At 42.7% G+C, this 22,772-nt stretch carries 13 protein-coding genes; 8 read left to right on the top strand and 5 right to left on the bottom strand.

Annotation, left to right across the window (positions count from 1 at the left end; genetic code table 11):
• Positions 1-11 precede the first annotated feature (11 nt).
• The 3 genes from J8Z24_RS05505 to J8Z24_RS05515 all read right to left on the bottom strand — a co-directional run bounded on the left by J8Z24_RS05505 (position 12) and on the right by J8Z24_RS05515 (position 3,415).
• Positions 12-305 (bottom strand): phosphopantetheine-binding protein, encoded by a 294-nt coding sequence (locus J8Z24_RS05505; RefSeq protein ID WP_125254186.1) that lies wholly within the window; start codon positions 303-305, stop codon positions 12-14.
• 137 nt (positions 306-442) lie between these two features.
• Positions 443-2,062, bottom strand: a complete 1,620-nt coding sequence (locus J8Z24_RS05510) for an HAL/PAL/TAL family ammonia-lyase (RefSeq protein ID WP_252095450.1) — start codon at positions 2,060-2,062, stop codon at positions 443-445.
• A gap of 693 nt (positions 2,063-2,755) precedes the next feature.
• Positions 2,756-3,415 (bottom strand): hypothetical protein, encoded by a 660-nt coding sequence (locus J8Z24_RS05515; RefSeq protein ID WP_252095452.1) that lies wholly within the window; start codon positions 3,413-3,415, stop codon positions 2,756-2,758.
• Between the two features lie 276 nt (positions 3,416-3,691).
• On the opposite strand from J8Z24_RS05515, the gene J8Z24_RS05520 reads away from it, so the two are divergent.
• Together J8Z24_RS05520 and J8Z24_RS05525 are read left to right on the top strand one after the other, a co-directional pair.
• Positions 3,692-4,285: an ATP-binding cassette domain-containing protein gene (locus J8Z24_RS05520; RefSeq protein WP_128731135.1), complete on the top strand. Its 594-nt coding sequence runs from the start codon at positions 3,692-3,694 to the stop codon at positions 4,283-4,285.
• Position 4,286: 1 nt separating this feature from the next.
• Entirely contained in the window at positions 4,287-5,360 is a 1,074-nt protein-coding gene (locus J8Z24_RS05525) for a DUF6136 family protein (RefSeq protein WP_128731134.1), read from the top strand.
• 219 nt (positions 5,361-5,579) lie between these two features.
• On the opposite strand, the gene J8Z24_RS05530 is transcribed toward J8Z24_RS05525, so the two are convergent.
• Entirely contained in the window at positions 5,580-7,547 is a 1,968-nt protein-coding gene (locus tag J8Z24_RS05530; protein WP_252095453.1) for a winged helix-turn-helix domain-containing protein, read from the bottom strand.
• 189 nt (positions 7,548-7,736) lie between these two features.
• On the opposite strand from J8Z24_RS05530, the gene J8Z24_RS05535 reads away from it, so the two are divergent.
• Positions 7,737-9,995: a DUF5916 domain-containing protein gene (locus tag J8Z24_RS05535; RefSeq protein WP_252095455.1), complete on the top strand. Its 2,259-nt coding sequence runs from the start codon at positions 7,737-7,739 to the stop codon at positions 9,993-9,995.
• A 334-nt stretch (positions 9,996-10,329) separates the two neighbouring features.
• On the opposite strand, the gene fadE is transcribed toward J8Z24_RS05535, so the two are convergent.
• Positions 10,330-12,783 (bottom strand): acyl-CoA dehydrogenase FadE, encoded by a 2,454-nt coding sequence (gene fadE / locus J8Z24_RS05540; protein WP_128732444.1) that lies wholly within the window; start codon positions 12,781-12,783, stop codon positions 10,330-10,332.
• Between the two features lie 525 nt (positions 12,784-13,308).
• On the opposite strand from fadE, the gene J8Z24_RS05545 reads away from it, so the two are divergent.
• The 5 genes from J8Z24_RS05545 (at position 13,309) to truA (ending at position 22,676) form a co-directional block, all read left to right on the top strand.
• Positions 13,309-13,629 carry a DUF6419 family natural product biosynthesis protein gene (locus tag J8Z24_RS05545; protein ID WP_125254195.1) on the top strand — a complete coding sequence of 107 codons (321 nt, stop codon included), beginning with the start codon at positions 13,309-13,311 and terminating at the stop codon, positions 13,627-13,629.
• An 82-nt stretch (positions 13,630-13,711) separates the two neighbouring features.
• A complete protein-coding gene (locus J8Z24_RS05550) occupies positions 13,712-14,836 on the top strand; it encodes a 4-phosphoerythronate dehydrogenase (RefSeq protein ID WP_147391040.1) in 1,125 nt (374 codons plus the stop codon).
• Positions 14,837-14,873: 37 nt separating this feature from the next.
• A complete protein-coding gene (locus tag J8Z24_RS05555) occupies positions 14,874-15,890 on the top strand; it encodes an aspartate-semialdehyde dehydrogenase (RefSeq protein WP_125254197.1) in 1,017 nt (338 codons plus the stop codon).
• 289 nt (positions 15,891-16,179) lie between these two features.
• On the top strand, positions 16,180-21,735 hold the full coding sequence (locus tag J8Z24_RS05560) for a FimV/HubP family polar landmark protein (protein ID WP_252095456.1): 5,556 nt from the start codon (positions 16,180-16,182) through the stop codon (positions 21,733-21,735).
• Between the two features lie 146 nt (positions 21,736-21,881).
• The gene (gene truA, locus J8Z24_RS05565; RefSeq protein WP_125254459.1) at positions 21,882-22,676 is read left to right on the top strand and encodes a tRNA pseudouridine(38-40) synthase TruA; all 795 of its coding nucleotides are present in this window, start codon (positions 21,882-21,884) and stop codon (positions 22,674-22,676) included.
• Positions 22,677-22,772: the final 96 nt, after the last annotated feature.

The following is a 22,772-nucleotide window of genomic DNA, read 5'->3' on the forward strand; positions in this document are numbered from 1 at the left end:
TTACTAGTAGATCAACAAGCTTCGGCAGTCGCTTTAGCTGCAACTTGCTCGTGCACAAATTGAGCTAATGTAGCGACATTTTTCATTTTTTCCTGAATGGTTTGTTCTGGGTAATCTTTAAATTTGAGGCTGTATTGCTTCTCAATCGATACCACAAGGTCTAGCACTTCAATGCTATCCAAATCTAAGCCATCACCGATGAGCGGGGCGTCATCCTCGATTTCTTCAATGCTGTCTACTACTTCCAAATTATCAACAATGATATCTTGCTTAATAAATTGTGTTATTGACTCTAAGTTACTCATTTTTATATCCTTTTTGATTTTTGTGCGGTGTGTGTTAAGCGACTCTTTGAGAGTTTTGGAACAACAGCAGCCTGTGGCTGACGTATTCACACGTCAGCCAAGTAAGTCTGTCAGCTCAAAAAACAGCTCAGAGAGGTTTATTGCTCGTTAAAAAGGGCATTAACCATGTTGTTGATTTCAGCATCCATCGGTCTGTCTTCGATTACAGGCTGGAAGTTGCTGCTAATTTCGTCGAAAAACTCACGAGAAAGCTGGTTGAGTTTTTCCGCTTTCGCATCTTTTCCATCAACATAAAATGCCTGTCTGATTGCCATTGCCTGAATGGCAATAACTGGCTTGATAAGGTCGGTAATACGGCGCAGATCTCGTGCAGCAATGGTTCCCATGCTCACAATATCTTGGTTTAGTGCTTCTGTTGTGCGTGAAAATACTGACATTGGGCCTGCATTTTTTAGCGCTTCAGCAACAAGCGAAGAGGAGGTGATTTGCATTGCCTTGAAGCCGTGATGTACCCATGCTTTGTCGCCTAAGTCATCGCGGGCCACTAAGTTGTTAGAAATGCCGCCATTTAGACGATCGTCAACTAAAATGCCCAGCTCGCGCTCAAGTAATGCCCCCATGTTTGCAACCAGTGGCTTTAAGGTATCGCATACCGCCGCAACGTGGCCGCCGTAAAAATGTCCGGCATTGAGGATAAGGTCATTTTCATCATCAAAAAGTGGGTTGTCATTTACTGAGTTGATCTCTGTGGTGAGAATTTGTGAGGCCCACATTTGCGCGTCAATTAATGGCCCCAATACTTGTGGTGAGCAACGAATTGAGTAGCTATCTTGTAGTCTGAAGGTTTCCTGTTTACCAAACTCGATATTGTCGTCGGTACGATTTCTGCGCCCTAAACGTTGATCAACATTGGTTAGGCGCTCGAGTATTTTTGCGGCACAAATTTGTTGGCCACGGTGTGGTTTTAATTCGTGTACACGTTTATGGAACGGAGAAGCACGACCTTCTATCAGTTCTACATACAGGGCAATTAGCTTACAGCTAAGGTCAATTGCACGCTGAATGTCTTTGAGTGCATTGGTTGCGATGGCTGACATCACAGAGGTGCCATTCATAATTGCAAGGCCTTCCTTAGGCTTGAGTTTATAAGGCGTTATATTGAGTTCTTCCAACACCTCAGCGGTATCACGAATTTGTCCTTGATAATAGACTTTGCGCTTGCCGCCAAGTGCAGCACCGATATATGAAAGTGGTGTTAAGTCGCCGCTAGCACCAACAGAACCCATTGCAGGAATCGCAGGAATAATACGGTTGTTTAAAAAGGTTTCCATTTGAGATAGCAGTGCCCAGCTTACTCCTGAAAACCCTTTGGCATTACAATTCATGCGAATTAACAATGTGGCCGCACAGTCAGATTCTGACAGATAATCGCCCACACCACAGCCATGATAAGCGATAAGGTTTTGTTGCAACTCTTCGGAAAGTGAAGTTGAAATTCGGTTGCTTGCTGAGTTACCGAAACCAGTCGTTACACCATAAATGTCTTCTTGATTGGTTAGTTTGTCATCAAGGTATTGACGATTCTGATCGATTCTTGCCTTAAGTACTAACTCATCTAGTTTAACTTTAGAAGTTGGTTGACCTGCATACTCTTGTACTGACTCTAGAGAAAGTGATTGATCTTGCGAGATAAAAACAATACTACCGAGCTGCTTCTCGACCTGAATTGTTTCCTTTTCTGTGTTGTACTGGTTCATGACTTTCCTACTCTGACTAAAATAATGATTCTGATTGTGTTGTGCACAATGTTTATTTTTGCTGTAACTGACATACCCTATGAATGTGAGTTACACCCTGTTATAGGCGAGTACTACTTAACCAACGTCCCGTGAGTTCTAAACCTGTTTATATGTTCAATTATGTTCAATTCTATCGCGATACTATTGTCACTATTTTTGTTACATAATTATTTTGTTTGTAAATAAAAATTATTAAATGTGATTTTTTGATTGTTGTGTTTTAAGAATGGCGGCTAGGTTAAGTCTGAGATTTTGGGGTGTCAACACTGAAAATTTGCCATTTTAATGTTAATTAAACCTAACGTTAAAATAATTGAAATGTTAAGTTTTGGTGGCAGGGAAGAGTTGTTAATCACTATTTTATATCTTAATGAGATATAAAGAATTAATTTATTATTAAAGTGAATGCTCTATTTTTTGAAGGGGTAAAAAGTTTAATAAAACTGACTTATGACAAATGTCACTATTTTCAATGGTCGGATGAGGGAATAGATAATATTGATGAAAGTGGTCAAAAAAGTGAATTTTTTATGGATGTAGAGTCCCGTAAAAAGGTATGATTTATTCTGTGATTATTGAGGTTGCATGGATTGAAGTTATACCGCGCTGAGAAGCGTACCCGTATCCAGCAACCAAAAGCGTTAGACTTTTTTAATACTCTAGTACCGTACTTATTAGACCAGCTTCTCCAACCACTAAAAGGTATGAGCGATCTAAAGAGGCGTTACATAGACTCAGTACTTTGTCGCCCATCATTATATCTTCGTTACAGTCATTGACTTGATACCAACCAGTTACTTCACCTTTTGTTACTTCCACTTCCTGCTCATTTATGCTCAGCTTCATTGATGCTGTGGCTAAGATACGAACGGTAAATTGATTATCATGATCCTCTTTAGACTTGCGTACTAGTTGGATATCCAAAGTGTCATTAGCCTGCTGCATGACTACAAAATGATAATCTTTGTTATTGCTTACTTTGACCTTCTTTTGTTCTATCATTCCCAGCTTATTAATAGACTCGGCATAGAAGCTAATTTCTCTATTAACATTGTGCTCATGTGTAATGCGGGTCGGCGCAGAGTTGGAGGGTAAGACTTTGACTCGATATTTTTCATCTGCGGCATTACGCTCATCGCCATCTAATCTTGTATTAGCAAGGTGGAATGCAATTTCATAATCGGTGGCATTCACTAAATTGTATTCATTCTTGTATAGATCAGAACCAAAGTTGGCAGTCTCAATATCTTCTGATGAACAGGCAACAGCTAAAATACTAAGTGTAGTAATAGCAAGCGGGCGAAAATTCATTATTGATCTCCTTAATCAATGTGTTGAATTACGAACTTAATCAGATTGCGAAGAAAGAATATAAGATGGCCAAATGAAACGTTGCTTAATGATGTTCGGAATATGTTAAAAACTGTAAGTAGAAAGACTTTGTAACAAAAAGTGGTACGTTGTATTTGCGAGATACGCTTTTAACTCAGTGATTATTATTGAGATTTGTTATATGTTAGATTTTTAATCTGCTACAAATTTAAACAAAATAATAAATTCCAAATTTTTAATGGAATAAAAGGTAACATGATAGAAATTAATAATATTGATAAGTATTTTTCTAAAAATGCTTTATTTAAAAACTACTCTCAGAAATTTACTCATGATAAAACCTGCCTGTCTGCGCCTAATGGTATTGGTAAAACAACATTATTATGTATGATTGCAGGAGTAGACATTGCGTTCAGCGGACAGATCTTGTTGCAAAATAAAGAAGTGAAAAAGCGACAAAGCTGTGTCGCGTTAGCTTCGGATAATATTCCTTATCCTAGTTTCTTACCTGCTAAAGAGTTACTAAATCTCACGTCGACAGCATGGCAATGTGATTTTCCAGCCGAGCTTATTCACGACTTTCAATTTGACCCATTTTTAAACACGCGTTACGAAGATCTATCCTCTGGTAACAAAAAGAAGCTTCAGCTTATAAATGCGTTGATGCGTAATACACCTTATCTACTATTGGATGAACCCACGGCAGCTTTGGATGCTGCAGGTTGTGAATATATCGTCGAAGTGGTCAGCAATTATGAAGGCATGGTGCTGATGACAAGCCACGAACCAGAGCCATTTCTACAAGTAGGTTTTCACTGCGTGCCGCTAATTCCAAAACCGAGCAACTGATATGCTTTATTATTACCGTTACAGAAAAGCATCTTTTGTTTTATCTCTCCAAGGGATAAGCCAACAGATACAACAATTTGGTCTTATGATTGCGGCGCTGTTCCAAATCTATTTACTAGGCTTTATTGCGATATTATTTATGGGGATAGGTAAAATAGTTGAAAGCGATAGCCCCGCGACACAGGTGCAAATTGCGTGGGGATTACTTGCAGCACAGAGCTTTATTTTATTGGTATTTCGAGATGCCGTGCTGGACTCGACACATCGTCGCTATCATCACACCATATTGACCCAAACGATTCATCAAAAGCTAGCCGATGGCGTATCACTGCTTATTGTTCATCCTTTATTATTGATGAGTTTGATTATTTGTTATTCGATGGGACTTGAGAAACTGACACAAGCATGGCAGCTAATATTGTTTGTCGTAACGCAGTTTTTTGTCGCACTTTGTTTTATTTATCGTCCGCTTGGTACTGGAAGTGGGTTGTTACTTGCGGCGGCCATAGCGCTATATGCGACTAACATTACGTGGTACTTGGTTGCTTTAAACCTCATTATACTGGGATGTTCAACGCTGCTGCCACGCACACTCTTGATGTCAATATCTGTTACGGGGTTAGCGACATTTTGGCTAAGTTTTGCCTATAACCACTACTTTGTGTTGCTTTGGCGAATTGTGTTGAGTGCTCTGGTGCTGTGGTTTGGTGTAATTTTAGAAACTGAACGTCCAGATTTAGTTGCCAATTATGTGCCGGGGCTTGTGACTTTAATTTTATTGTGGTGGTCGAGCCTGGCTATCGATCTAAAACCTGAGATATACGGTCGTGTGGCATATTGGTTGAGTCTCGATAAACTGCAATCGGCTAAGCAGAGCATTTGGATAATTGTCCTGACGGCAGCCATTGGCTTTTCCGTGCCGGTTTATATTTTGTTAGGGATGACTGTAGTCAGTTTATTGCCTTACGTTTTTCTACCACTTTTGGTGTTAAGTGCATTAAAAGGTCCACAACATTTAGCCATGACTTGGCTCAGTACTTTAGTACTTAGCTATACAGCGTTTGTGCTTTTTTAATACCAATTTTCTTAATTAAGTGGTCTATTTTGAGGCGAGAAAATCTTGTCGATAACACCGCTTCCGCGTCCTGCTCACGCCGAGGTACCTACGTCCTGTAGGCAAGGCAAAAATTTTGCTATTTAGTTGTTCTAAATAAGAAATTTTTAACGCTGTTAGCGTCAGATTTACTCCTTCAAATTGAGTATGTATTAAGTCAAATTGGTATAATACCAACTGCTAGTTCGTAGCTTCAGAAAGGCGAGTCAGTTTTTTGATATCGCCTTCGATACTCTCCATTCTCGCGATGAGCAGATTGCCAAGGGCGTCGATATCGTAGTGCCAGATCAGGTGGCCTACTTTTTTAAGTCTAGGCTGTTGCTCTGGCATCAATGTGAGTTGCCAAATGTAGTCCTTTTTTGACCAAGCAGATTGCCAATAGATGTCGTTGCCGCGAATTCTTAAGTTACTAAATTGATTAGTTTGTTTTTGACTTAGCGAATATTTATTTATTGCTTCTGCGTCGCTTTCGAAGAGCGTTTCGTACTCAAGCAGTAGGGGTTGTTGTAGCACAAACCAAGTTTGTCTTGTGGGGTGATAAAAGACAAAATCCGCTGCGCTTTGATGGCTACTGATAAGCGCCCCAGACAAACTGTATTGATTTAAAGTTTCACCGTCATAAGCCCATAGTGTCTGTTCATCAATCCAGCCCATGCTTCTGACTGGCTGACTCAGTTGAGAGTCGAACTGAGTGAGTGGACGTTTTCGGTCGTATATCACTAAATCGTTATCACGGTTTGAGGCCAAATAGTTTAGCTCTGGGCTCCATACTAAAAAGCCAACGTACTCATGTCCCTGATGAAAAGAAAGCTGGCTGATTTTATCATCGCGATAAAGATACACCTCGCATACGCCGCTGCGCCTAGACATAAATGCGGTTTCCCCCAAGCTGTTGGTCAGTGGCAGGTAATCGATGCTTGAGCTTGAAAATAAGGGGAGGTTGTCCCGGTCTTTAATATTAACTTGGAAGCTTTCTAATGCGGCAAAAATATCCCCATGTTGATCGCTCGAAAAGCTTGTATAGAGGCCAATCTCCGTTTCTTTTATAGCCTGAATGTCACCGTCTCTAAAGTGCCGTGACAAGCTGCCATATTGACTCGCAATCACGGCTTGATGATAAATATCAAATGCCACGGAAGTCACAGGGACAGGCCATTTTATATGAACCGTACCATCGAGTGTTTGAAGTCTTGCCAGCCTCTGTTTATCTTGCACTAAGTAATAGGTTTTGCCTCCCCAACCTCGAATTGCCATTTTTAACTGCTCATTGGCTGCCAAAGCGAGTGGCAGTTTGACCATTTGATGGGACTCTAGCCGGTAAAGGTGCGCTGCTTTGGCATTGTATTGGCCGAACGTTAAAATAAGTTCCTTATCATTTTTCCAGACAGGTTTAGTACCAACCTGACAGGGGATAATTTGAGAGCTGTGGAAAAATTGCCCCGCAGCAGTCATCACGTGAAGTTGACAGCCACTGTCTTGATATTGCCAGAACGCCAGCTTATCTGAGTCGGGGCTCCAACTTGGAAAACTAATACGAGAGTCGAAATGGTGTGCATTTAACTGATAGCCTTGCTTGTTGGCAATCACAAGGTGAGTAAAATCTTTAATGTAGGCGATGAGATCTTGGCTTTGGTGGGCATCAACGTCAAATTCAAGGCCTAGATCATGGCTAAGGCTCGAGGTTTCGTAGCGTGATGGTGTTTTTTCAGTCGGTGTTTGATTAAAAAAGGCGATTGCGCCAAAGCATAACACTGCCATAACAACGGCGCTAAAAGAGAAAAAGTGGGACTTGGTTATTGTTTTTACGGGTTTTATCGTATGCTGAGACACCTTATCATGGCTTGTAAGTGGCGCGATAAAGCGATAACCCCGTTTGGGGATAGTTTTGATATAAATCGGATTTTTAGGGTCATCCCCAAGCACTTTTCGCAGTTTAGTCAGTAGCTGATACAGGCTATTAGGTTCGACAACCGCGTGTTGCCATAGCTTCTCAGTAAGCCAACATTTCTCTAGTACTTCGTTATGATGCTCAATAAAAAGTGCGAGTAACCTTGCCATTTGTGGCTCAAGTTTTACGGTTTCTTGGCTTTGCCTATGCGTTAGGCAGTCTTGCTGGAGATCAAACTGCCAATGTCCAAAACAAACCATCTCTACTTCCTGTGCCTGCACGCTGAGTACCAATTTCAATAATCAAAGCCAATTGTTCCTATAACGTTAGCGTTTCTTAAGATTAAGTCAATGTTTATAAAGGTTAAGTCAGCTTTCTTCAGAAAAAGTTAAGAACTTTTTACGGCAAAGTTTGTTGCAATAGCAGGCATAACTCTGAGGAAAGTATGTATGAATAAAAGCAATAAATTTTGGCTTGGTTTAAGTTATCCCATGATGGCAGGAGCTGTACTTGCGGAACCTATCGTGATTGATGGTAAGTTAAATGAAGCGCAGTGGGGCTCTGCTACGCACTTTGAACAATTTGTTCAGGTTGTGCCTGTAACTTTGGCATCTGCCAATGACAAAATTACAGCAAAAGCCTTTGCAACCACCGACGGTGTTTATATTGGTATTAAAAACTTCCAGCATAAAGCCGAGCGTAAGCGACAATTCAATATCCATGACCGCTTTATGCAAGCTGACTTCAATCGGGTAGTTGTGGACTTTTCAGGTGACGGCAGCAGCGCATATCAATTCTCGGTGACATTAGGTAGCGGCTCGCAAGATGGTGTTGTAACCCCGAGCTTAAACGTGGATTACGATTGGGATGGGGACTGGCACTATGCTAATCACATTGACGATACGTATTGGACCACAGAATTATTGATCCCTTGGCATACCGTGTCGTTTCAGCCGGGAGATGAGCAGGGGCTTAAAAACATTGGGGTTTCGGTACAATTATATGAGCTTAAAAGTAATTTTATCTATGCAAACCATGAGGATACAACAGCAAACAACGACTTTTTCTTGTCTATGCCAAAGATCGCAGCACACATCCCCGCACATTCTCAATTGGCATTTGTGCCTTACTTTGCGCATCAAGCTCAATTTGCACCTCTAAGCACTTCGCCTTCCGAGCGCCAGCACCAGTCCGATGTTGGTTTTGATTTATTCTACAAGCCTTCTCATCATCAGAAGGTAAGTCTTGCCGTGAATCCCGACTTTGGCCAGGTGGATATCGATGATGTTGATGTGAATTATTCGGCCGTGGAAACGCTTCGCACCGATAAACGTCCATTTTTTACCCAAGATATCAGCCTGTTTGAAGTTGCTGCACTTGAAAGCACTAAGCTTATTCATACCCGTCGTATAGGGGCATCAAGTGATGATGGTACACGTGCAATCACCCCCATAGATGCCGCGCTACGATTTGTACATAAAGGTAAGTCGGTACAATTTGGTACTTTTGTTGTGTCTGAGTCGGACTTTTCGGGTGATATCGGTAAGCAGTTTTTTGCCGCAAGAGCTAATTATCGCACGCAAGATTGGCAGGCTGGTGTGCTTGCAACCAAAACAGACAGACCGTTTCTTGAGCGTGATGCCACAAGTTATGCCCTTGATGGCCAGTATCGTAGTGATACTTGGTCTTTCAAAGGTGCGGTATTACAAACTGAGGTAGATACACAAAAGCAACGTGTTACAGGTGAAGGTGTATCGCTAGAAGCGGAGTATCAACAGTCGTTACAGACAAAGTTCGCTGCGCGCTACTTTGCAGTGGATGACGAATTTGATAATCGTGATCTCGGCTATATGAAACGAAACGACTGGCAGGTGAGTGAGCTTTATGGTGAATACTCAATACATCCAAAAGACAGCTGGTTTACCAGATTAAAGCAGTCACTCACATTAAGACATGAGCAAAATAATGCAGGAACAGGCTTAGCGGCCAGACAAGCATATTTAGCACAGTTTTTGCTGGCAAATGGTGGTCAGCTCAATCTCGGTCTAGATTATTACACTAGCGGTAAACAAGATAATTTAGGGCGAGGCACAGAGATGTTTGAAATGCCAAGTCGTACGGAGTCTCGGGTATTTTATCAAAGCCCTTATGTAGGAGATTTTTCTTGGGCTGCAAGTATAGAGCTTGACCAAGAGGGAATATCAGGCTCAGTACAGCAGTACGCCGTGGATTTGACGTGGATGCCACATTATAACTGGAACCTTAAGTTGAGTAATTTCTTTAGAAGCGGTGATGGCTGGCTAATGGCAAACGGGCACAACCGCTTGAGTGAATACGACAGAGATGAGTTTTCCAATAAATTTGAATTTAATGGCCGGATCACTGACAACCTTGAGCTTAGTGGTTCGCTACAGTGGACGGTACTTGAAGCGCGAAGTAAGAAAATTTATCAACTTACCAATGGTGATCTTCGCGAAGTTCATGGTGACACGAGTTTTGACGATAGGCGCTTGGCGAGCCAGATAAAACTGCGTTATCGAATGGGGGCATATTCAGACATTTTTTTAGTGTATCAACGAGGAGGAGCAAACTTTTCGACACTTGAAAAGTCTCAGGTCGGGCGCAGAGATTGGTTTGGTAGTGTTGCCGATTTATGGCAACAGCCAGTGCAAGACTTAGTGACGTTTAAGGTGCGATATTTATTTTAAATCACTAGAGCTGTGTTCCCCCGGCTCTAATACCAATTTTCTTAATTAAGTGGTCTATGTTGAGGCGAGAAAATCTTGTCGATAACCCCGCTACCGCATCCTGCTATCGCCAAGGTACCTACATCCTTGTAGGCAAGGCAAAAATTTTGCTATTTAGTTGTTCTAAGATAAGAAATTTTTAACGCTGTTAGCGTCAGATTTACTCCTTCAAATTGAGCAAGTATTAAGTCAAATTGGTATAATCTGCCAAGAAAAAAGGTCAGAAAACTCTGACCTTTATCCACGCTAATTGCTATTGATAGTATGGTTTATACTACCTAATAAACAAAAGTAGTTATGCTGCGTCTGCCTTAGCTGACTCTTTGGTTCTCGCTTTACCAGCAAGTAATTCTTCAGGGTCAAAGTCATCAACGTTGATAACGGCAAGGCGTTTTGCTTCAACGGCAGTTAATTTCGCTGCTTCGTCTTCGCTTAGTACGCCAGCTTCAAGCCCCATTGCTGCTACTTTATCAAGCTGCATAAACGGTAACTTTTTACCAGTACCACGGCATACCTTTTCAAATAAAGGCTCTACGGCAAGAATGTCTTTTAGCGTTTGTTCTTGCTTACCAAGCAAGCACAGAGGCTCGTCTTTTAAGTAGATGTGTGTTGCAAGACGGTCACGGGTTTCGCTAGGTACTTGAAGTAGCTGAGCAAGTTTATGCTCCATTTTGTCGGTTGGTTTACGAACCGGACGACCAAATGGGAACAATACCACTTTCAATAAGCCACGTAATGCAGCAGAAGGCATGTTGTTAATTAAGTCAGCAAGGGCACGTTGGCAAAGATATAGGTGCTCTTGACAAGACCATTGCACAAACGGTAAGTCTTCTTTACGACGACCTTCATCGTTATAGCGCTTAAGCGTTGCTGAAACCAAGTATAGGTAGCTTAATAAGTCGCCTAAACGTGCAGATATACGCTCTTTACGCTTAAGTGAACCACCAAATACAGCCATACAAATATCAGACATTAATGCCAAAGATGCACTGTAACGGGCAGCATTACGGTAATAAACTGCGGTTTCATCGTTAAATGGTACTTTGGTGAAACGTGCACCGGTCAGTGCTAGCCATTTAGTTCTTACCAAGTTCGACATGGTGAAACCGATGTGACCCATCAGGGATTTGTCGAAGCTGTCAAGCGCTTCTTGTTTATCCTTGATAGAGCAAGCTTCAAGTTCAGCCAGTACAAATGGATGGCAACGAATAGCGCCTTGACCGTAGATGATCATGTTACGGGTTAGGATGTTTGCACCTTCTACCGTAATTGCAATTGGTGCACCTTGGTAACCACGGCCAACGTAGTTGTTTGGACCTAGACAAATTCCTTTACCACCATGAATATCCATAGCATGGATGGTGGAAGCTCGCATTTGCTCGGTTAGGTGGTACTTTAAAATGGCAGAAACTACTGAAGGTTTTTCACCTAAATCTACCGCGCCAGTTGACATGGTAACCGCAGCATCAGAGCTATACGCGTAGCCACCCAGTTTCGCAAGTGCTTCTTCAATCCCTTCCATTTTACCAATAGGTAGTTTGAATTGACGACGAATACGACTATACGCACCACTTGCCACTGCAAGAGATTTAATACCACCGGCAGAGTTTGAAGGAAGCGTAATAACACGACCAACCGACAAACACTCAACTAGCATGCGCCAGCCTTGTCCTGCCATTTTTGCGCCACCGATAATGAAATCGAGTGGTACAAATACGTTCTCACCTTGTGTTGGACCATTTTGGAATGGCACATTTAGAGGGAAGTGGCGACGACCAATTTTTACACCTGGTGTGTTAGTAGGAATCAGGGCACAAGTAATACCTAGCTCTTCTTTATCGCCTAGTAAGCCGTCCGGGTCACGCATTTTAAACGCCAGACCAAGTACAGTCGCAACGGGCGCTAAGGTAATATAACGCTTGTTCCACGTTAAGCTAATACCCAGCACTTCTTTGCCTTCCCATTCGCCTTTACACACAACACCAAAGTCAGGGATAGATGAAGCATCAGAGCCTGCTTCCGGTGACGTTAATGCAAAACAAGGGATTTCATCACCCACTGCTAGGCGAGGTAAGTAATGTTCTTTTTGCTCTTCAGTACCATAGTGCTGAAGTAGTTCACCTGGGCCTAACGAGTTAGGTACGCCCACGATAGACGATAGCAAAGTTGATTTACTAGTAAGCTTTTGTAGTACACAAGATTGCGCGTAAGCTGAAAACTCAAGACCACCGTATTGCTTTTTGATGATCATCGCAAAGAACTTGTTGTCTTTTAAGTATTGCCACACGTCTTGCGGTAAGTCCGTCAGCTCGTGCGTAGCTTCCCAATCGTTAAGCATGGCACACACTTCTTCAACTGGACCATCCAAAAACGCTTGCTCTTCAACGCTCAAGCGTGGCTTTGGAAACTGATGAAGTTTATCCCAGTTTGGGTTACCACAAAATAGGTCGGCTTCCCACCACGTAGTACCAGCATCAATCGCTGACTTTTCCGTTTCTGACATTGTTGGCGTAACTTTTTTGAACGCTTTAAATGCCGGAGCCACGATGTACTGCTGACGCAGGTTCGTTACTGAAAGCGGAATAACAATCGCTAAGAAAATTAACCAAGAGATAATGCCGAATGCACCCGCAAAGGTGCCAACGAGCATAGTAACTGCTGCAATCCCGATAGCGGTATTCCAGCTTGCGCGATGATAACTTGCTGCACTGAGCAAGACAATCAAAGCGAGAACAAATATAAGTGTCATGTTGTTCTTCCTTATAAGAGGTCTGACCACCCAGTTAGACTAGCTGGTTAACGCTGATATTTCAAGCGTCTTGATATCATCACGATTAATTAATTGCAGTCTGTTTGTGACAATTTATTTACGTGTGCCACACATATTTGAAAATCACCGTAAAACCAGCAGTATTTTTAACTTCGGTAGTGTTAGATACTTTTGAAGTGTAAGTAACGTAGTGCAATGTGGCGAAAATGCACATGAATTTTCTTTCAAAAAATCCCTAGTTCTGTCCACTATAATTGCCAAAACTTCATCTAAGGTTGATATTGAAATCTATTATAAAGCTTCTACACTTTGGAGTGCCTTATCTGAAAAGTAATGTATTGATGGACTGCAAAGGAACAGCAAAATAGTGTCATCTACTTTTTCGGTGTTGGTATTACTTGCTCATTTTTAGTAGAGCAGTTGGTAACTGATTTATCTTTCATTTTGCCACTGACTTCTCGAGTAAAGTGGTGATAGTTGTTGTCTATGTTAAGGAGAAACAAGATGCAACAGAGTATATTTTGCCTCATTATTATTTTAGCCTTCGTTGCGATGTTAGCGGCTTTTCATTTACTTCCAGAAGCTGTAATTTTTAATGTTTTTAGTAGCTTATTTGCAGCCTTGATTGGCTATCGTTCATACACTCGATGGGCACTTTTGTTATGCTGTATCAATGTACTCGCGATGACCTTTTGTCCCTTACTTGACTCTGGTGGTTGGTTAAGTCTTAAAGGTGCGGTGGTGTTTGTATGTTGTGTGATGTTTTTTGCGATCGCATTTGGATGCAATAAGGAAGTAGCTCAGAATAAAAGGTTTTATTATTAGTTACCTACCTTGCCATGTTAGACTCCCGTCAGTGAACAGTTTTCGCACTTGAACTTGATAAAATTGGTTATAGGGAACCCCGATGCGTATATTAGCCGATCAAAATATGCCCCTGGTAGAGTCTTTTTTCTCAGATATTGGTGAAGTTATCCGTTTTGACGGCCGCAACCTGCGCCCAGAAGAATTAAGCGATGCTGATATTCTCCTTACTCGTTCAGTGACTAAGGTGAATGAAGCCTTGTTAGCAAAGGCCAAGCAACTTAAGTTTGTTGGTACAGCAACTATCGGTATTGACCACATCGATACACAATTACTGGCAAGCTCAGGTATCGCATTTAGCAGTGCACCTGGGTGTAACGCGATTGCAGTGGCAGAATATGTGATTAGCGCTATCATGGCCTATGCACAAGAAAGCGGCACTTCCTTGCAAGGGAAAACCATTGCTATTGTCGGGGTTGGGAATATTGGTAAATGTTTAGCTGCAAAAATTGGCGCGTTGGGCCTTAAAGTATTGCTGTGCGACCCGCTAAGATACCAAGACGGCAGTTTGGACTCTCATATCGAGCTTGATGATGCACTCAAGGCCGCAGATTTTGTTTCATTTCACGTTCCACTTGTAAAAAATGGTGAGCATAAAACCATACATTTATTGAATGAAGCACGAATTGCGTCATTAAAGCCTGGTATGGTGTTAATCAATGCAAGTCGTGGTGATGTTATTGATAACCAAGCTTTATTAAGGGCGCTAGAAGGCGGGCAGGCGTTAGAGTTGGTACTGGACGTGTGGGAGAATGAGCCTAATATTTTGCAATCACTACTACCATACGTACGTTTTGCCACTGTACATATTGCTGGCCATACACTCGAAGGCAAAGCGCGTGGTACACAAATGCTATATGAAGCGGTTTGTAATACGCTAAATCTTAAACCACAAAAAACGATAACTGACTTTTTACCTAAGCCTAGTGTTACTGCATGTAAGCTGCAAGATACAGCAAACGAGAACGACTTACTAAATTTGGTACATCTGGTGTATGACGTCCGTCGCGATGATGGCATCATGAGAGCTAACTTAACTTCACAAGGGTTTGATGCTTTGCGTAAAGCATATCCTGTGCGCCGAGAATTTAGTACAATTGAATTAAATGATGACTCTCCAATCAGTGACAAGCTTTATCAGCTTGGCTTTTCAAAGTGCAGCAGCTAATAACTTGATTGGTATATTACAGAATTGAGGAAGAACAATGTCGCAAAAATTTAATGTTGCGGTGCTTGGGGCAACAGGTCTTGTTGGTAAGCAGATTATAGAACTATTAGCAGAGCGAAAGTTTCCAGTGGATACACTTTATCCGTTGGCGAGCAGTCGCAGTGCGGGTGAAGAGATTGACTTTAAAGGTGAAAAAGTAGAAGTCATTGATGTTGAAACTTTTGATTTCGCGAATGCGCATATTGGACTGTTTTCTGCCGGAGGTTCGGTATCAGAAAAGTACGCGCCGATTGCAGCGGAAGCTGGGTGTGTTGTGATAGACAATACTTCTCACTTTAGATATGACTTTGACGTACCATTAGTTGTTCCCGAGGTTAATAAGGAAAGCTTAGCTGACTTTAGAAATCGTAACATCATCGCTAATCCAAATTGCTCTACAATTCAGATGTTGGTTGCACTCAAACCAATTTATGATGCGTATGGCATCGATAGAATAAATGTGTCAACGTACCAAGCGGTATCAGGGGCAGGCAAAGAAGCTGTTGATGAGTTAGCCAAGCAAACAGCTAACTTAATGAACGCAAGACCAATGGAAAATGAAGTTTTCACGAAACAAATTGCGTTTAACGTTATTCCACAGATTGATGCTTTCCAAGAAAATGGCTACACCAAAGAAGAAATGAAAATGGTGTGGGAAACTCAAAAGATCTTAGGTGACTCTAGCGTGTTGGTAAACCCAACAGCAGTTCGTGTCCCTGTATTTTTTGGTCACGCCGAGGCTATTCACCTTGAAACACGTATGCCTTTTGATCTAGAGCATGTAAAGCAGTTACTGGCGGATGCACCTGGTGTTGAGTTAATTGAAGATGAAACCGATTACCCAACACCGGTCAGCGACGCAAGCGGTAATGATACTGTATACGTGGGTCGAGTAAGACAAGATATTTCGCATCCTCTAGGGCTTAATCTATGGGTTGTTTCTGACAATACTAGAAAAGGTGCGGCAACCAATAGTATTCAAATAGCTGAAGCATTGATTGAAAGTTATCTTTAAGGTGCTTTGTTAAGCCGGTCCCCCCCTTAAAGTTTTTAAAATAGCTGACCATTGCGGCAAACTTATGCCAATAAGTTTGCCGAAAAGTCAATTAGTTGACTATTCTTCTTCTATATTATGCTTTTTCTATATCAGCAAAAAGCATTACAACCATGTTAACTTTCAATACGTTGCAATGGATATTCAGGTGTAACTGGTTTATAGTTTGCATTTGGAATAGAGCTTGCTTCAAAGCCATAATAATAAAATGTCGTTTAACGAGTGTTAAACATTTGAGTAAAGGATCGGCATGCGCGGTTTAGCCTTTTTTAGTATCTTTGTATTCGCACTACTTGCAACACCGGTATACACCCAAGAGGGGGTAGTGCTAAAGGGCCCTAAAGGGGTTGATTACGGGGCTCAAGGTCGATCTATAGGGCCTATCAGACCCACGGATACACTATGGCGAATAGCACAAAAAGTGCGTCCGGACGATTCAGTCACTATTTATCAAGTGATGAAGGCCCTCTATGACAAGAATCCGAACTCATTTTTAGATAAAAACCTCAACCACATGCAGTACGGTACCTACCTGCGCATTCCAACCATTAATGAAATCCGCAGCGTAGATCCTACGCTTGCCAAGCAAAAATCCGATCAGGACGATAGGCTGTGGGACATGAAACGCAAAGGGCTGCTAAACCCTAATGCGATAGAGCAAGCGGATAAAAAAGTCACACAAGCGCGCAAAGTCGACGTTGAAGAAGCAAAAGAAGACCTAACCAACCAATTACGCTCTTTAAAAATGGAGCAAGATATGCGGTTGATGGACTTACAAAAAGAGTTCAAATCTTCAGTGCGCAATGTAGAAGAGATCCTGTCAGAAAATAATAAGTTGAAGCAGCAACTTGGTGCGATTTCCACAGAGCTTCAAACAGTACGAACTCAGCTTGGTAAAGATAGTGAAATACAACAACAACTTAAAGCGGTAATTGACCTGCAAAATGAAATGATTGAACAACAGGCCGCGCAGGCAAAAGCTGAGGAAAGCGACGGTTTGGGAGATTTCTTCAGTTCTATGCCAGGTATTGCGTTGTTAGCGACTTTACCAGCACTACTGGCGCTTGCTGGGTTCATCATGTTTATGCGCAGAAAAAATCAAGCACCTCAAGCTGAAGATGATGATGAGTTTTTACCAAGCACACCTGCTGCAGGAGCCACAGCCACAGCAGCTGCCGCGACATTTGCAGCAGAGCCGGATCCGCTAGATATTGGTGTCGGTGATGAGGATACTTTAGGAAGTAGTGTACAACTGGATGATGACATACTGCCAGAGGATGATGAGATCACATTTGACTCTCTCGACGATGATTTTGAAGATGGCAACGATACACTAGATCAAGATGAACTTGATAGCTTACTAAATGAAGATATTTCGTTTGACGACAGTCATGAAGAAGACTTTATGCAGCAAAGCTTCGAGGACTCTAGCGATGAGATCCCTCTAGATGTTGACGATAGCAACGATATCTTGAGTGACGGTGATTTAGACGATCTCTTTAATGAGCCTCAGGATGAGGAGGTCGACGTTAGTGATGATGCGCTGGCTGCATTGAGTGAAGAACTAGCTGATGAACAAGTCAGTGCAGAAACTAACGATGACATTGACTCCATTTTAGATGGTGCATTGGATGAAGAGCCTGAATTCAATGGTGACCTTGAAAACGAAAGTTTAATCAATGCTGATGATATTGATGCTTTGTTGAACGAAGCACAAGATGAATCGCAACCAGAGCTGGAAGAAGAGCCGGATATACTTGCAGGGGATGACATTGATGCTTTGTTGGACGAAGCACAAGATGAATCACAACCAGAGCTAGAAGAAGAGACGGATATACTTGCAGGGGATGACATTGATGCTTTGTTGGACGAAGCACAAGATGAATCACAACCAGAGCTAGAAGAAGAGGCGGATATACTTGCAGGCGATGATATTGATGCTTTGTTGGACGAAGCACAAGATGAATCACAACCAGAGCTGGAAGAAGAGCTAGATATGCTCGCAGGCGATGACATTGATGCTTTGTTGGACGAAGCACAAGATGAATCACAACCAGAGCTAGAAGAAGAACCGGATATACTTGCAAACGATGATATCGACGACTTGTTGGACGAACCATTAGCAGAGCCTCAACCTGAGCTTGAAGATGAATTAGAGGTTGATGCAAACGATAATATCGACGACTTGTTGGACGAGCCATTAGTAGAGCCTCAGCCTGAGCTTGAAGATGAATTAGAGGTTGATGCAAACGATGATATCGACGACTTGTTGGACGAGCCCATAGAAGAACCTCAACCTGAGCTTGAAGATGAACTTGAAGTTGAAGCAAACGATGATATCGACGACTTGTTGGACGAGCCATCAGTAGAACCTCAACCTGAGCTTGAAGATGAACTTGAAGTTGAAGCAAACGATGATATCGACGACTTGTTGGACGAGCCATCAGTAGAACCTCAACCTGAGCTTGAAGATGAATCAGAGGTTGATGCAAACGATGATATCGACGACTTGTTGGACGAGCCTATAGAAGAACCTCAACCTGAGCTTGAAGATGAATTAGAGGTTGATGCAAACGATGATATCGACGACTTGTTGGACGAGCCATTAGCAGAGCCTCAACCTGAGCTTGAAGATGAGTTAGAGGTTGATGCAAACGATGATATCGATGACTTGTTGGACGAGCCTATAGAAGAACCTCAACCTGAGCTTGAAGATGAATTAGAGGTTGATGCAAACGATGACATCGACGACTTGTTGGACGAGCCATTAGCAGAGCCTCAACCTGAGTTTGAAGATGAATTAGAGGTTGATGCAAACGATGATATCGACGACTTGTTGGACGAGCCATTAGCAGAGCCTCAGCTTGAAGATGAATTAGAGGTTGATGCAAACGATAATATCGACGACTTGTTGGACGAGCCATTAGCAGAGCCTCAACCTGAGCTTGAAGATGAATCAGAGGTTGATGTAAACGATGATATCGACGACTTGTTGGACGAACCATTAGCAGAGCCTCAGCCTGAGCTTGAAGATGAATTAGAGGTTGATGCAAACGATAATATCGACGACTTGTTGGACGAGCCATTAGCAGAGCCTCAACCTGAGCTTGAAGACGACCTTGAGGTTGATACAAACGATAATATCGACGACTTGTTGGATGAACCATTAGCAGAGCCTCAGCCTGAGCTTGAAGATGAATTAGAGGTTGATGCAAACGATAATATCGACGACTTGTTGGACGAGCCATTAGCAGAGCCTCAACCTGAGCTTGAAGACGACCTTGAGGTTGATACAAACGATGACATCGACCACTTGTTGGATGAACCATTAGCAGAGCCTCAACCTGAGCTTGAAGATGAATCAGAGGTTGATGCAAACGATGACATCGACGACTTACTAGATGAGCCTGTTGACAGGACAGAGGAAGGTCACTTAAGTGGTATACTTGATGATGAAGAAGTAATTCCCGAGTCTCCTGAAGAAAGCGAAGATAATTTGCTATCTGATTTGGCTAACGAAGAGGCGTTTAATGAAGAAAACGCTGAAGCTGATGACAACAGTGAATTTGAAGATCCAGAGCTAAAGAGCGTTGACGAATTACTTCAAGAGCTTCAAGCCGAGGAACAATTAGATCTAGATCCAAGCGCTGATGATGAACTTGTTGATAATGAAGTAGAAATCGAACTTGGTGATGATCCGCTTTCTGATGAAGTTGATTTGAATGAAGATGAAGATCTCTCAGAAGAGGAATTCGAAGCAAGCGTTGAGTTAGATAGCTATCCTGAGTTAGAGCTTGGGGAAGATGCTACAACAGATATTGAAACAGAGACTGAAAGAGCGCTCTCTGAAGCGCTGCAACGCGATTCAAACTTTGATATTGAGGGAAACCTTGATGATGAGCTAACGAGTGATGCAGATCTTGAAATCGAAGACGCATTTCCAGAGCTTGAAGAAGTGACCTCACCGGGTGAAGCTGAACCATTATCAGATCAGGAAGCTGACTTCGACAAAGACACGTTACTTGAAGACGAGGCGTTACTTGAAGATGAAGCCGAAGAAGCACCAGCACCTGACGTGCCAACTGTACTTGACGAAGACGCAGCGCAAGATGAGGCTGAGCCACTCTCGGAGTTAGAAGCTGACTTCGACGAAGATACTTTACTTGAAGACGAGGCGTTGCTTGAGGACGAAGCCGAAGAAGCACCAGCACCTGACGTGCCAACTGCACTTGACGAAGACGCAGCGCAAGATGACGCGGAGCTACTCTCAGAGTTAGAAGCTGACTTTGATGAAGACACGTTACTTGAAGACGAGGCGTTACTTGAAGATGAAGCCGAAGAAGCACCAGTACCTGACGTGCCAATTGTACTTGACGAAGACGCAGTGCAAGATGACGCGGAGCTACTCCCAGAGTTAGAAGCTGACTTTGATGAAGACACGTTACTTGAAGACGAAACGTTACTTGAGGACGAAGCCGAAGAAGCACCAGCACCTGATGTGCCAACTGCACTTGACGAAGACGCAGCGCACGATGACGCGGAGCTACTCTCAGAGTTAGAAGCTGACTTTGATGAAGATACTTTACTTGAAGACGAGGCGTTACTTGAGGCCGAAGCCGAAGAAACACCAGCACCTGATGTATCTACTGCACTTGAAGAAAACGCAGCGCAAGATGAGGCTGAGCTACTCCCAGAGCTAGAAGCTGACTTTGATGAAGATACTTTACTTGAAGACGAAACGTTACTTGAGGACGAAGCCGAAGAAGCACCAGCACCTGATGCACTTGACGAAGACGCAGCGCAAGATGACGCGGAGCTACTCCCAGAGTTAGAAGTTGACTTTGATGAAGATACTTTACTTGAAGACGAGGCGTTACTTGAGGACGAAGCCGAAGAAGCACCAGCACCTGACGTGCCAACTGCACTTGACGAAGACGCAGCGCAAGATGAGGCTGAGCTACTCCCAGAGTTAGAAGCTGACTTTGATGAAGACACGTTACTTGAAGACGAGGCGTTGCTTGAGGACGAAGCCGAAGAAGCACCAGCACCTGACGTGCCAACTGCGCTTGACGAAGACGCAGCGCAAGATGACGCGGAGATACTCCCAGAGCTAGAAGCTGACTTTGATGAAGACACGTTACTTGAAGACGAAGTTGAGTTAGCGTCAGACACGCTTGACGAAGAAGACCTCATAAATGACGAAACTGCTCCGTTTGAAGAGGTGATCACTGAACTGGCTGATGGGGACGAACTTGATACATTGCTAAGTGAGTCTGACTCGGAAGTTGAAGTGCCGCAGGTTGATGAAGCCGAAATTGAAAAAGAATTTATGGCCGATTTTACTCAACAGGACTTTGATGCACTATTGAGTGAACTTGATGAACCAGCTACCTTCGACACCAATGATAGTGAAGATTTTGAAGTTGATTTTGATAGCTTATTGCAAGATGAACTCGAAGCCCATGACCCTCAAGACGCTCCTATGGAAGAGATTGGTGAGGGTGACTACTTGGAAATAGAGGAGTTGCTGGAGCAAAGCGATGATTTAGTCTCAGATGAAGAGCCTTATGTTGGTGCGAATATGGATGTTGGGCTAGGTGACTTTGATGAGTTACTGGCGGGTGAAAACACCACTGATGTTGATTTAGAAGACGAGGGCTTTTCTGCCAAACTGGACTTAGCCAAAGCATATATTGAGATCCAAGATTATGATTCTGCAATCTCTACGCTGGACGACGTGATAGACAATGGTCCTGACTCTGTTCAAGCAGAAGCTAAAGCGCTTAAATCTAGCCTTACTAGTTAGCGGAAACGGTGATTAGGCTGCCACCTTAAGGCCTGCCAAATAACAAGATGTGTTTTTGGCAGGTACTGGTTTTCACTTCAGCGCTTTAATTAAAGCCAGCAATCGCATAAAATGGTGTTTTTGTTATAGGTTGCGATAGAAATAGTATGCGAGTAGCGTTAGGCATTGAGTACAATGGGGCAAATTACAGTGGGTGGCAACGACAAAGCCACGTTAGCAGTGTCCAAGAAGAAATAGAAAAAGCGCTCTCGAATATTTGTAATCATCCGGTTGAGATCACTTGCGCAGGGCGCACAGATGCTGGTGTTCATGCTACTGGGCAGATCATTCATTTCGATACTGAGTCGGCTCGAGACATGAGTGCATTCACATTGGGTATGAACTCACAGCTCCCTGATGATATTGCCGTTCGGTTTGCTAAAGAGGTACACCCAGAGTTCCATGCACGCTTTTCTGCAACTGCTCGTCGTTATCGTTATGTCATTTATAATCATACATATCGACCAGGTATTTTACGCAGCGGTGTAACGCACTTCCATCATGAACTTGATGTAGAAAGAATGAAAGCGGCATGTCCTGCCATGATTGGAGAGCAAGACTTCACATCCTTCAGGGCAGTGCATTGCCAATCTAATACGCCATTTCGTAATATCCATCACTTAGAAGTGGAACGCGTAGGTAAATATATCGTCATTGACATTAAAGCCAATGCGTTTTTACACCATATGGTGCGTAATATAACAGGGTGTTTGCTGGATATTGGTGTTGGCAAGCAAGAGCCAGGTTGGATGGCTGAATTATTGGCTGCAAAAGATCGTACGCTAGCAAGTGCGACGGCAAAACCCAATGGTCTTTATTTGGTTGACGTAGATTATCCTGAGCAGTGGCAGATAGAAAAAATGCCTTTAGGGCCTCTATTTTTGCCGGAAGCGCTGGTATAACGGTCATATTTAGGTACTACCTTATACTCTTAAGACCAGTTTTTTATATCACCTATAGCTAAATCATGATTTAATTGGGAAAAGATGTCTGTCTTT

Source organism: Pseudoalteromonas sp. SCSIO 43201, assembly GCF_023716725.1.
In the GTDB taxonomy this organism is placed as follows: domain Bacteria; phylum Pseudomonadota; class Gammaproteobacteria; order Enterobacterales; family Alteromonadaceae; genus Pseudoalteromonas; species Pseudoalteromonas peptidolytica.

What these genes read in the sequence shown, in the direction of transcription:
- J8Z24_RS05505 (WP_125254186.1), bottom strand. Translation starts at nt 305, where the DNA reads ATGAGTAACTTAGAGTCAATAACACAATTTATTAAGCAAGATATCATT.
- J8Z24_RS05510 (WP_252095450.1), bottom strand. Translation starts at nt 2,062, where the DNA reads ATGAACCAGTACAACACAGAAAAGGAAACAATTCAGGTCGAGAAGCAG.
- J8Z24_RS05515 (WP_252095452.1), bottom strand. Translation starts at nt 3,415, where the DNA reads ATGAATTTTCGCCCGCTTGCTATTACTACACTTAGTATTTTAGCTGTT.
- J8Z24_RS05520 (WP_128731135.1), top strand. Translation starts at nt 3,692, where the DNA reads ATGATAGAAATTAATAATATTGATAAGTATTTTTCTAAAAATGCTTTA.
- J8Z24_RS05525 (WP_128731134.1), top strand. Translation starts at nt 4,287, where the DNA reads ATGCTTTATTATTACCGTTACAGAAAAGCATCTTTTGTTTTATCTCTC.
- J8Z24_RS05530 (WP_252095453.1), bottom strand. Translation starts at nt 7,547, where the DNA reads ATGGTTTGTTTTGGACATTGGCAGTTTGATCTCCAGCAAGACTGCCTA.
- J8Z24_RS05535 (WP_252095455.1), top strand. Translation starts at nt 7,737, where the DNA reads ATGAATAAAAGCAATAAATTTTGGCTTGGTTTAAGTTATCCCATGATG.
- fadE (WP_128732444.1), bottom strand. Translation starts at nt 12,783, where the DNA reads ATGACACTTATATTTGTTCTCGCTTTGATTGTCTTGCTCAGTGCAGCA.
- J8Z24_RS05545 (WP_125254195.1), top strand. Translation starts at nt 13,309, where the DNA reads ATGCAACAGAGTATATTTTGCCTCATTATTATTTTAGCCTTCGTTGCG.
- J8Z24_RS05550 (WP_147391040.1), top strand. Translation starts at nt 13,712, where the DNA reads ATGCGTATATTAGCCGATCAAAATATGCCCCTGGTAGAGTCTTTTTTC.
- J8Z24_RS05555 (WP_125254197.1), top strand. Translation starts at nt 14,874, where the DNA reads ATGTCGCAAAAATTTAATGTTGCGGTGCTTGGGGCAACAGGTCTTGTT.
- J8Z24_RS05560 (WP_252095456.1), top strand. Translation starts at nt 16,180, where the DNA reads ATGCGCGGTTTAGCCTTTTTTAGTATCTTTGTATTCGCACTACTTGCA.
- truA (WP_125254459.1), top strand. Translation starts at nt 21,882, where the DNA reads ATGCGAGTAGCGTTAGGCATTGAGTACAATGGGGCAAATTACAGTGGG.